Source organism: Catellatospora bangladeshensis (genome assembly GCF_016862575.1).
Taxonomy (GTDB): domain Bacteria; phylum Actinomycetota; class Actinomycetes; order Mycobacteriales; family Micromonosporaceae; genus Catellatospora; species Catellatospora bangladeshensis.
The window spans coordinates 398,641-409,891 of sequence record NZ_BONF01000009.1 but is presented as its reverse complement, the minus strand read 5'-3'; the positions used below and the strand labels follow the sequence as shown (position 1 = coordinate 409,891).

The following is an 11,251-nucleotide window of genomic DNA, read 5'->3' as shown; positions in this document are numbered from 1 at the left end:
ATCTTGACACGAGACAGTGATCTTCGTGGGGAAGCCGACCGTCTGGCCGGGGGAGTGGCGCGTAGCGCCGTGGGCGGGGACGGGGGTGGGTAGGCCGTATCATCGCGACGGTGACGGAAGCTCCTCCTGCTGCGGGCCGGCTGCCCGATCGGCTCGCCCTCGTGCTCACGTTCGCGGCCAGTGGTGCGGTGCTGGTGCTGGAGACGGTGTCGCTGCGCCTGGTCGCGCCGTATCTCGGGTTGAGCCTGCAGGTGACCAGCGCGGTCATCGGCATGTCGCTCGGCGCCATCGCGTACGGGGCCTGGCTGGGCGGCTGGCACGCCGACCGCCGGGATCCGCGCCGCCTGCTCGCGCCGCTGCTGACGGCGGCGGGGCTGGCCACGGCCGTGACGCTGCCGCTGATCCGCTGGCTGGGCGAGGCGCTGCGGGGCACCTCCGTCTCCATGATCATGGCGCTGACCGCGCTGACCGTGTTCGTGCCGATCATGCTGCTGTCGGCGGTGCCGCCCATGGTGGTGAAGCTGCAGCTGGGCGATCTGGACCGGACCGGACGGGTGGTCGGGCGGCTGTCCGGTGTGGGCACCCTCGGCGCCGTCACCGCCACCCTGGTCACCGGGTTCGTGCTGGTCGCGGCGCTGCCCACCAGCGCCATCATGATCGGGCTGGCGGTCCTGCTCGGCTTGTCCGGCCTGGCCCTGCACGGCTACCTGAGGCGCGAGGACCGGCCGCGGACCACGACGGCCACGAGCCGGATGCTCGCCGTCGCGCTGCTCGCCGCCGGGGCCGGGCTGTCCATCACCGCGCCCGACCCGTGCGACGTGGAGACGGCGTACCACTGCGCGAAGGTCACCACGGATCCGCGGCGGCCGACAGGACGGGTCCTGCATCTGAACGCCGCCGAGCACTCCTACGTGGATCTCGCCGACCCGACCCGCCTGGAGTACGGCTACATCCAGTGGTTCGGCGCCGCGGCGGACGTGGTGGCCGCCCCCGGCGCGGCGGTGGACGCGGTGCACCTGGGCGGCGGCGGCTTCACGATGCCGCGCTACCTGGCCGCGACCCGGCCGGGGAGCCGCAGCACCGTGTTCGAGATCGACGGCGGCCTGGTGGACCTCGCGCAGCGCGAGCTGGGCCTGCGCACCGGCCCGGCGCTGCGGGCGGTGGTCGGCGACGGGCGCCTGCTGCTCGCCGGGCAGGCCGACAAGTCCGCCGATCTGATCGTCGGCGACGCGTTCGGCGACCTGGCCGTGCCGTGGCATCTGACCACCCGCGAGATGATGGCGCAGGTGCGGCGGGTGACCCGGGACGGCGGCATCTACGTGCAGAACGTGATCGACGGCCCGCCGCTGCGCTTCATCCGCGCCGAGCTGGCCACCGTGGCGTCGGTGTTTCCCCACGTGGCGCTGGTCGCGCCGGAGGCGGCGGTGGCCGGCCGCGCGGGCGACAACTTCGTCATCGTCGCGTCCGCCCGGCCGCTGCCGCTGCAGGCGATGGGGGCCCGCCTGCTGCTCCTGCCGGAGGCGCCGGAGCTGCTGCACGGTGACCGGCTGCGCGAGTTCATCGGGGACGCGGCCGTGCTCACCGACGACTACGCCCCGGTCGACCAGATGCTGGTCCGGGTGAGCTGAGCCGTTCCGTTACGGTGTCCGCCGTGGACGAGGCCGGTTTCTGGGACGTCATCGACGAGTCGTACGCCGCCCTGGAGTGCGGCTACTACGACGAGGACTCGCCTGCCGCCGCGGTGGCCGTGGCCTGGCGGGAGGGGCTGGCCGGGCGGCCGCTGCCCGAGCTGGTCGAGTTCGGCGTGCACTTCGAGCGGATGCTGGAGCGCGCCTGGACGCCGGCCGTGTGGGCGGCGGCGTGCCTGCTCGCCGGGGGAGGCGCCGACGAGTGGCACGCGCACTTCGACCTCGACGACCGGTTCGCCGACTTCCGGGCGAGCCTGGTGGCGCTGGGACGGGAGTCGTTCGAGGTGGTGCTCGCGGATCCGGACGCGCTGGCCGGGCTGCCCGACGCGGACGCGGTCGAGCGCGGCGACTGGGACTTCTTCATGCGCCTGCGATCGGCTCCGGCAGAGATCCACGCGCGAGCGGGCGGGGATCGCGACGGCTTCGCCCGTGCCGTCGCACAGCGGCTCGGCGGCCGTCCGCGCCGGGGTGGACCGGGGCAGGACGGACCGTGGCAGATCGACGAGCACAGCCTGCCCGGCAGGCTGCCCCGGCTTGCCGCCCGGTTCCCTGAAAGCGCTCTATGACCTCAAATTATAGTTAAATCTAAATAGATTGTTGACGGCCATCGATGGACGTGCCCAGTATTAGGAAAGTTTCCTAATAACGGGAGGGCACATGCGCAAGATCCGCTCACTTGCCGCCATGCTCGCCGTCGCCGTCGGAGTCCTCGGCGCAGTCGCGGTGCCCACCGCGGCCGCCGCGGCCCCCGGGCTCACCGCGACGTTCTCGAGTACCAACAACGGCTCGTGGTTCATGGACAAGTTCGTCGTCGCCAACCCCACGGGGGCGGCGATCACCGGCTGGACGCTGGAGTTCGACCTGCCTGCCGGGGTCACGATGAGCAACTTCTACAACGGGGTGGCCAGCCAGTCCGGCTCGCACGTCACCGTCGTCAACGCCCACTACAACGGCACCGTCGCGGCCGGCGCGAACACCGAGCCGTACAGCCCCTGGTTCATCGCGTACGGATCCGGGGCGGCGCCGCTCAACTGCCGGATCAACGGCAACAAGTGCGACGGCAGCGCCGACCGCGCCCCGGGCACGCCCACCGGCCTGGCCGTCACCGGCCGCACCACGCGCACGGTGTCGCTGTCCTGGACCGCCTCGGCGGCGACCGACTTCCCGATCGCCGGGTACGACGTGCTGTCCGGCAGCACCGTCGTGGCCACCAGCACCACCGCGAGCGCGGTCGTCACGGGGCTGACCCCGAACACCGGCTACACGTTCGCGGTCCGCGCCCGCGACACCCGCGGCAACCTGTCCGCGGCCAGCGGCACGGTCTCGGCGACCACGCTCAATCCCGCCAACGACACCACACCGCCCACCGTGCCCGGCAACCTGCGCTCCACCGCCAAGACCTCCACCACGGTCAGCCTGGCCTGGAACGCCGCCACCGACGCCAACGGCATCGCCGGGTACGACGTCTACACCGGCACCACCCTGCGGGCCAGCGTCACCGGCCTGTCCGCGGTGGTGAGCGGGCTGTCGCCGATGACGGGGTACACGTTCACGGTCAAGGCGCGCGACACCTACGACAACGCCTCCGCCGCGAGCAACGCCGTCAGCGTCACCACCGACGACGTCATCGGGTCCGGCAACTACGCCAAGGTCGGCTACTTCGTCCAGTGGGGCATCTACGGGCGGCAGTACTTCGTGCGCAACCTGGACACCAGCGGGGCCGCGGCGAAGCTGACCCACCTGAACTACGCCTTCGCCAACATCGACCCGGTCAACCTGACCTGCCTGCAAGGCGTCACCCGGGGCACCACCGCGAACCCGCAGGACCCCGACCAGGGCACCGGCGCCGGGGACGCCGACGCCGACTACGGCCGGCCGTTCTCGGCCGCGCAGTCGGTGGACGGGGTCGCCGACACCGGCTGGGAGCCGCTGCGCGGCAACTTCAACCAGCTGCGCAAGCTCAAGGCCAAGCACCCGCACCTGAAGGTGCTGATCTCGATCGGCGGCTGGACGTACTCGAAGTACTTCTCCGACGTGGCGGCCACCGCGGCGTCGCGAGAGAAGTTCGTGCGCTCCTGCATCGACATCTACATCAAGGGCAACCTGCCCACCTACAACGCGGCGGGCGGTCCCGGCAGCGCCGCGAACATCTTCGACGGCATCGACCTGGACTGGGAGTGGCCCGGCTCCGAAGGGCACCCCGGCAACCACGTCAGCGCGGCCGACAAGGCCAACAACACGGCGCTGACCGCCGAGTTCCGCCGCCAGCTCGACGCGCTGACGCTGACCACCGGCAAGCGCTACCTGATCACCGCGTTCACCCCGGCCGACCCCGCCAAGGTCGCCGCCGGGTGGGACATCGGCCCGAACGGCGTCTTCAACTACATGGACTTCGCCAACGTCCAGGGCTACGACTTCCACGGCGCCGGGTCGGACAACTCGTGGGAGCCGAACCGGGCCGGCCACCAGGCCAACCTGTACCGCGACGCGCAGGACCCGTACCCGTTCGAGTTCAGCGTCGACAAGGCGATCCAGACGTACCTGGACGCCGGGGTCAGCCCGCGCAAGCTCACCATCGGGCTGGCCTTCTACGGCCGCGGCTGGCAGGGCGTCACCGCGGGCGGGGTCAACGGCGAGTGGCAGTCCGCCACCGGCGCGGCCCCCGGCCAGTTCGCCGAGGAAGCCGGCACCCGCGGGTACGCCAACCTGCTGTCGGGCGTGCCCGGCTGCACGGTGTACCACGACACCCAGTCGGTCTCCAGCTACTGCTACACCGGGCCCGGCGGGCAGTGGTGGAGCTTCGACGACGCCTGGTCGATCGGCCAGAAGACGGCCTGGCTCAAGCAGAAGGGCCTGCTCGGCGGCATGATCTGGGAGATGTCCGGGGACACCGCGGGCGGCACCCTGATGTCGGCGGTGCACTCCGGCCTCTGAACGCACGAAGCACGGCCCCGCTCGCCTAGACTCTCGGCGAGCGGGGCCGTAGCGCAGAAGTCGTCGCGCCCGACCTCAATCTGGAGGACGCCGGTGCGAATCCGGCCGGTCCCGCTCCCCACCTGCGCAAACGGGACGCGGCGGGCGGTTACCGCCGCAAAGTGAGACCATCTCGGCACCGGAGTCTCCGGTTGCCGCGCCCGCTGCCCTAGACTGCGCTGCCATGGACACTCAGGTCGGCGATCCGCTCCTCGGTTCGCTCGTCGACGGGCGCTATCACGTACGCGAGCGCGTGGCCCGCGACGGTATGGCGAGCACCTACCTCGCGGTCGACGAGCGGCTGCGCCGCACGGTCGCGCTCAAGGTGCTGCAGCCCGAGCACCCGGGGCAGCCGTTCCATCTGAACCGCTTCGCCGACGAGGTCACCAACCTGGCCCGGCTCACCCACCCGAACGCGGTCGTCTGGCTGGGTCAGGGTATGCACAACGGCCTGCCCTACCTCGTCCTGGAGCACGTACGCGGCCGCACGCTGCGCGAGGTGCTGGCCGAGCGGGGCCGGCTCGCCCCGCTGGAGGCGCTCGCGATCGGCGAGCAGGTGCTGTCGGCGCTGGCCGCGGCGCACCGTGCGGGGCTGGTGCACCGGGACGTGCGGCCGGAGAACATCCTGGTCGCCGATTCGCCGAGCGGCGGCCACAGCCTCCTCGACGCCGTCGTGAAGGTGGCCGACCTGGGCCTGGTCCGTGCGATCGAGGCCGGTGGCGGGCAGCCCGCGGTGACCGCCGCGTACGTCTGCCCGGAGCAGGTCGCCGAGGGCCGCTCCGACCAGCGCGGCGACGTGTACAGCGCGGGCATCGTGCTGTTCGAGATGCTCACCGGCCGCGTGCCCTACGAGGGCGCCCGCCCGGCCGAGGTGGCCTGGGCGCACGTCCAGCAGGACGTGCCCGCGCCGTCGCGGCTGGTGCCCGGCCTGCCGCCGGTGCTGGACGACCTGGTGGCCTCGGCCACCAGGCGCAATCCGGCGGCCCGTTTCATGGACGCGGGCCCGCTGCTGCAGGCCGTCCAGGCGGCCCGCGAGACGCTCACGGTCAGCGCCGCGACGCAGGTGATGCGGCCGCCGGCGCAGACCCAGCCCTACCACTCGCAGCCGCTGGCCGAGGAGACGATGATCGTCGGCCAGGTGGCCCCGGCGCAGCGGCCGTCGTGGGCGCGCCTGCCCGGTGCCGAGCAGCCCGAGTCCCGTTCACGGCGGGAGGCGGCCGCCGAGGGCGGCGTCGCGGCGCTGCTCGACCAGGCCCGGCTGCACTACCAGCGGCTCATGGCCGACCCGCGCGGGCGGATGCGCCTGATCGCGGGCGCGGTGGTGGTCGCGCTGCTGGTGCTGACCGGCGGCTGGTGGCTGTTCTCCGGCCGCTACGACGACATGCCGCAGGTGATGAACCTGCCCAAGGACCAGGCCGTCGCCGCGCTGGAGAACCTCGGGCTGGAGGTCGAGTTCGCCGCGCCGCAGTATCGCGAGAACGTGGCCAAGGACGTGGTGCTGCTGCAGGACCCGGCGCCCGGCGACAACGTGTCGTCCGGTGACACGGTCACGCTGACCCTGTCGGCCGGGCCGGAGAGCCGCCAGGTGCCCGACGTCACCGGCAAGCCCTACGACCTCGCCCTCGTCGACCTGAAGGCGGAGCCGCTGCGGCTCAAGCCGGTCAAGGCGGGGGAGCGCTTCGACGACCTGGTCCCGAAGGGCACCGTGATCGAGACGGACCCGAAGGCGGGCGAGCCGATCGAGCCCGAGTCCGAGATCAAGGTCATCGTCAGCAAGGGCAAGGCGCCGATCACCATCCCGTTCGTCGAGGGCAAGCAGCTGCGCGACGCGCGTAACGAGCTGGAGAACCTGGGCCTGAAGGTGTCGGTGGAGTACGTCGACTCCGACAAGGCGTACGAGACCGTGGTCAAGCAGGACCCGGCCACCGGCACCGGCGCCGAGCGGGGCAACACGGTCAAGCTCCAGGTCAGCAACAACCGTTCGGTCCAGCCTCCCGGCAGCGAGCAGCCGATGCCCGAGGTGCGCAACTGGAACTGCGGCGACGCGGAGAACCACCTTGCCGGGATGGGCCTGCGCGTCGAGGTCCGGGGCGTACGCGGCGGGGACGACAAGAACAGGTACCGGGTGATCCGGCAGTTCCCCAACGCGGGCAGCAAGCTCCAGCCGGGGCAGCGCGTCATCATCCGCTGCGAGGAGCGCAGGTAACCGGACAGCGAGCCGGGCGGCCCGCGGAGCACGTCTCCGCGGGCCGCTTCCGGGTACGCCGGACCGCCCGTGCCGGAGCCCGGCCGATGCGCGATGATCACGGTATGGCTCGTGGACAGCTGCGCATCTACCTCGGCGCCGCGCCCGGCGTGGGCAAGACCTACGCCATGCTGGAGGAGGCGCAGCGCCGCCGGGGCCGCGGCACGGACCTCGTGATCGGCTTCGTGGAGACGCACGGCCGGGTGCACACCGCCGAGATGCTCGACGGCCTGGAGGTGGTGCCCCGGCGCACCGTGGAGTACCGCGGCGCGACGTTCACCGAGATGGACGTCGACGCGGTGCTGGCGCGGGCGCCGCAGGTCGCCGTCGTCGACGAGCTGGCCCACACCAACGTGCCCGGCAGCGTCCACGCCAAGCGGTGGCAGGACGTCCAGCTGCTGCTCGACGCGGGCATCACCGTGCTGTCCACGGTCAACATCCAGCACCTGGAGTCCCTCAACGACGTGGTCGAGCAGATCACCGGCGTAGTGCAGCGCGAGACCGTGCCCGACCAGGTGGTGCGCCAGGCCGATCAGGTGGAGCTGGTCGACATGACCCCGGAGGCGCTGCGCCGCCGCATGGTGCACGGCAACGTCTACCAGGCCGAGAAGATCGACGCGGCGCTCGGCAACTACTTCCGCGTCGGCAACCTCACCGCGCTGCGCGAGCTGGCCCTGCTGTGGCTGGCCGACAAGGTCGACGAGCAGCTCGACCGCTACCGGGCCGACCACGGCATCGCCAAGCAGTGGGAGACCCGCGAGCGCGTCGTCGTCGCCGTCACCGGCGGTCCCGAGGGCGAGACCCTGATCCGCCGCGCCGCCCGCATCGCCGGGCGCAGCAAGGGCGCCGACCTGCTCGCCCTGCACGTCACCCGCTCCGACGGGCTGGCCGGGGCCGATCCGGCGCTGCTGGCCCGGCACCGGGTCCTGGTGGAGAGCCTGGGCGGCACGTATCACCAGGTCGCGGGGACCGACGTGCCGCGCGCCCTGCTCGACTTCGCCAACGGCGTCAACGCCACCCAGCTCGTGCTCGGCGCCAGCCGCCGGGGCCGCCTGGCGCAGATGCTCTCGCCCGGGGTCGGGGCCACCACCGCGGCCCTGTCCGGGTCGATCGACGTACACCTCGTCGCCCACGAGCGCACCGGCCGCGGCCGCCTGACCGGGCCCCGCCTCGGGGTGTCGGCGCTGTCGCCGGCCCGGCGGCTGGCCGGGTTCGCCCTCGCCGGGTTCGGGCTGCCGCTGCTGACCCTGGGGCTGCACGCCCTGGACGACCGGCTCTCCCTGGCCAGCGACATCCTGCTCTATCTCGCCATGGTCATCGCGGTCGCGCTGGTCGGCGGCCTGTGGCCGGCCCTGCTGGCGGCGGTGGCGGCCTCGCTGCTGATCAACTACTTCTTCACCCCGCCGGTACGCACCTTCAGCATCGCCGAGCGGGAGAACCTGCTCGCCCTAGCGGTGTTCGTGCTGGTCGCCGCCGCGGTGAGCGCCGTCGTCGACATGGCCGCCCGCCGCACCCGGGAGGCCGCCCGCGCCTCCGCCGACGCGGCGACCCTGGCCACCGTCGCGGGCAGCGTGCTGCGCGGGGCCCGGCCGCTGCAGGCGCTGCTCGACAACCTGCGCGAGACGTACCAGCTCGACGCCGTCACCGTGCTGGAGCGGCGGGGGGAGGGGCCGGCCGGGCCGGACTGCCAGGGCGACCCCACGGCCTGGCGGGTCGCGGCCACCGTCGGCGGCGACCCCTGCTTCACCCCGGCCGAGGGGGACACCGCCGTGCCGGTCGACGACGAGATCACCGTGGTGCTGCGCGGCCCGGCACTGCCCGCCGCCGACCGCCGGATCGTCGAGGCGTTCGCCGCCCAGGCCGCGGTCGCGCTGCGCCAGGAGCGCCTGGCCGAGGAGGCGGCCCGGGCCCGGCCGCTGGCCGAGGCCGACCGGATGCGCACCGCGCTGCTCGCCGCGGTCAGCCACGACCTGCGTACGCCGCTGGCCTCGGCGGTGGCCGCGGTCGCCGGGCTGCGCAGCGACGACGTGGCGTTCAGCGACGAGGACCGGCGGGAGCTGCTGGACACCGCCGCCGAGTCGCTGGAGCGGCTCAACCGGCTGGTCAGCAACCTGCTGGACATGAGCCGGCTGCAGGCCGGGGCGCTCGGCGTCACGGCACGGGAGCTGTGGCTGGAGGAGGCGGTCCCGGCGGCGCTGGACGAGCTGGGCGAAGCCGGCCGCACCGTGCGGGTGCGCATCCCCGGCGACCTGTCCGCCGTACGCGCCGACCCAGGCCTGCTCCAGCGCGTGCTGGTCAACGTGATCAGCAACGCGCTGCGGTTCAGCCCGCCCGGCCGCCCGCCCCTGGTCAGCGCGAGCGAGCACGGCGACCAGGTGGAGCTGCGCGTGGTGGACCACGGCCCGGGTATCCCCGAGGAGCAGCGCGACCAGGTGTTCCTGCCGTTCCAGCGGCTCGGCGACCGGGACAACGACACCGGCGTGGGCCTGGGCCTGGCGCTGTCGCGGGGGCTGACCGAGGCGATGGGCGGCACGCTGCTGCCGGAGACCACCCCCGGCGGCGGCCTGACCATGGTCCTCAACCTGCCCGGGGTGCCGCCCCCGGCCGGGCTCACCGCGCCCGAGGCGGCCGCCGCGGAGCGGGCGCTCACCGAGGTCACACATCAGCCTGCCGCACCGGAGGCGCCCGCCGGCGAGACGGAGCCCGGCTCGCGCTGAGCTAGTCCCGGACGGTTCACGGTCGGCCGTCGCCGCATCGACGGTCGGCATTCACATGGACACGTGTCTGTGTTCATCGTGATCAACGACTCTGCCCGGCATGAGAACTCTCGGCCGGCGCACGTTCATCGTGGGTGGACTCGCCGCTGCATCCACTGTGGCCTGGGGGCAGAGCGCCCGCGCCGCGTCGTATCCGTTCCGGCTGGGCGTCGCGTCCGGCGAGCCCGATGCGAGCAGCGTCGTGCTGTGGACCCGCCTGGCCCCGTCCCCGCTGAACGCCGACGGACAGGGCGGCATGTCCAACACCGACGTCACCGTCGAGTGGCAGGTGTCCAAGACCAGCACGTTCGCCGCGCTGGTGGCGTCCGGTTCGGTCGCCGCCCGGTATGCCGACGCGCACAGTGTGCACGTGGTCGCGGGCGGGCTGGCCGCCGACACCGACTACTTCTACCGGTTCCGGGCGCAGGGGCACATCTCGCCGGTCGGGCGCACCCGGACCGCTCCCGCGCCGGGGACGGCCGGGCGTGACCTGGTGATGGCGTTCGCGTCGTGCGCCCACTACGAGTCCGGCTACTTCACCGCCTACCGGCGCATGGCCGAGGACGACCCCGGGCTCGTGGTGCATCTGGGCGACTACATCTACGAGGACCCGGCCACCAGCGGCGCGGTGCGCCTGCACGTGGGCGCCGAGACCGTGTCGCTGGCCGACTACCGGGTGCGCCACGCGCTCTACAAGACCGACCCGGACCTGCAGGCCGCGCACGCCGCCGCGGCGTGGCTGGTGGTGCCCGACGACCACGAGGTCGAGAACAACTACGCCGGCATGGTGCGCAACGACAGCAGCCCGGTGCTGACCGCAGCCCAGTGGACGGCCCGGCGCACGGCGGCGTACCGCGCCTACTACGAGAACATGCCGCTGCGGCCGAGCGCGGCGCCCACCGGCAACGCCATCCCGCTCTACCGGCGGGTGCGGTGGGGCAGCCTGGCCACGTTCCACCTGCTCGACACCCGCCAGTTCCGCGACGACCAGGCCTGCGGCGACGGCTGGAAGGTGTGCGCCGACGCGGACCTTCCGGCGCGTACGCTCACCGGCGCCGCGCAGGAGTCCTGGCTGCTCGACGGGCTCGCCCAGCGCACCGCGACCTGGGACCTGCTGGCCCAGCAGGTGTTCTTCGCCCGCCAGCTCGACGGCGCCGGGGCGGCCAACATGGACGCCTGGGACGGCTACCGTGCCAGCCGGGCCCGCATCGAGCAGGGCTGGCGCGACCGGGCGGTGCGCAACCCGGTGGTGCTCACCGGCGACGTGCACCGGGCCTGGGCCAACGAGCTGAAGGCCGACTACGCCGACCCGTCCTCGGCGACCATCGGCACGGAGCTGGTCTGCACGTCGATCAGCTCCGACGGCAACGGCAGCGGCGACACCGCCGTCCCGTACGCGTCCAACAACCCGCACCTGAAGTTCTACGCCGACCGGCGCGGTTACGTGCGCACCACCATCACGCCGACCCAGCTGCGCGCCGACTTCCGGGCGGTGTCCGGCGTGACCGAGCACGGCGCTCCGGTCAGCACGCTGCGCTCGTTCGTCATCGCCGACGGCCGCCCCGGCCTCACCCAGGTCTGAGGAGAAC

At 73.0% G+C, this 11,251-nt stretch carries 6 protein-coding genes; all 6 read left to right on the top strand.

The features are described from left to right. The first annotated feature begins 110 nt into the window (after window positions 1-110). The 6 genes from Cba03nite_RS09280 to Cba03nite_RS09255 all read left to right on the top strand — a co-directional run bounded on the left by Cba03nite_RS09280 (window position 111) and on the right by Cba03nite_RS09255 (window position 11,244). Entirely contained in the window at window positions 111-1,628 is a 1,518-nt protein-coding gene (locus Cba03nite_RS09280) for a fused MFS/spermidine synthase (RefSeq protein WP_239125580.1), read from the top strand. A gap of 23 nt (window positions 1,629-1,651) precedes the next feature. After that, window positions 1,652-2,254, top strand: a complete 603-nt coding sequence (locus Cba03nite_RS09275) for a DUF4240 domain-containing protein (RefSeq protein ID WP_203744087.1) — start codon at window positions 1,652-1,654, stop codon at window positions 2,252-2,254. 91 nt (window positions 2,255-2,345) lie between these two features. Beyond that, on the top strand, window positions 2,346-4,622 hold the full coding sequence (locus Cba03nite_RS40245; RefSeq protein ID WP_203744085.1) for a glycosyl hydrolase family 18 protein: 2,277 nt from the start codon (window positions 2,346-2,348) through the stop codon (window positions 4,620-4,622). A gap of 223 nt (window positions 4,623-4,845) precedes the next feature. Continuing rightward, window positions 4,846-6,867 (top strand): PASTA domain-containing protein, encoded by a 2,022-nt coding sequence (locus Cba03nite_RS09265; protein WP_203744083.1) that lies wholly within the window; start codon window positions 4,846-4,848, stop codon window positions 6,865-6,867. 104 nt (window positions 6,868-6,971) lie between these two features. Further along, entirely contained in the window at window positions 6,972-9,623 is a 2,652-nt protein-coding gene (locus Cba03nite_RS09260; protein ID WP_203744081.1) for a DUF4118 domain-containing protein, read from the top strand. A gap of 100 nt (window positions 9,624-9,723) precedes the next feature. Further along, entirely contained in the window at window positions 9,724-11,244 is a 1,521-nt protein-coding gene (locus tag Cba03nite_RS09255; RefSeq protein WP_203744079.1) for an alkaline phosphatase D family protein, read from the top strand. The last annotated feature ends 7 nt before the right edge of the window (window positions 11,245-11,251 follow it).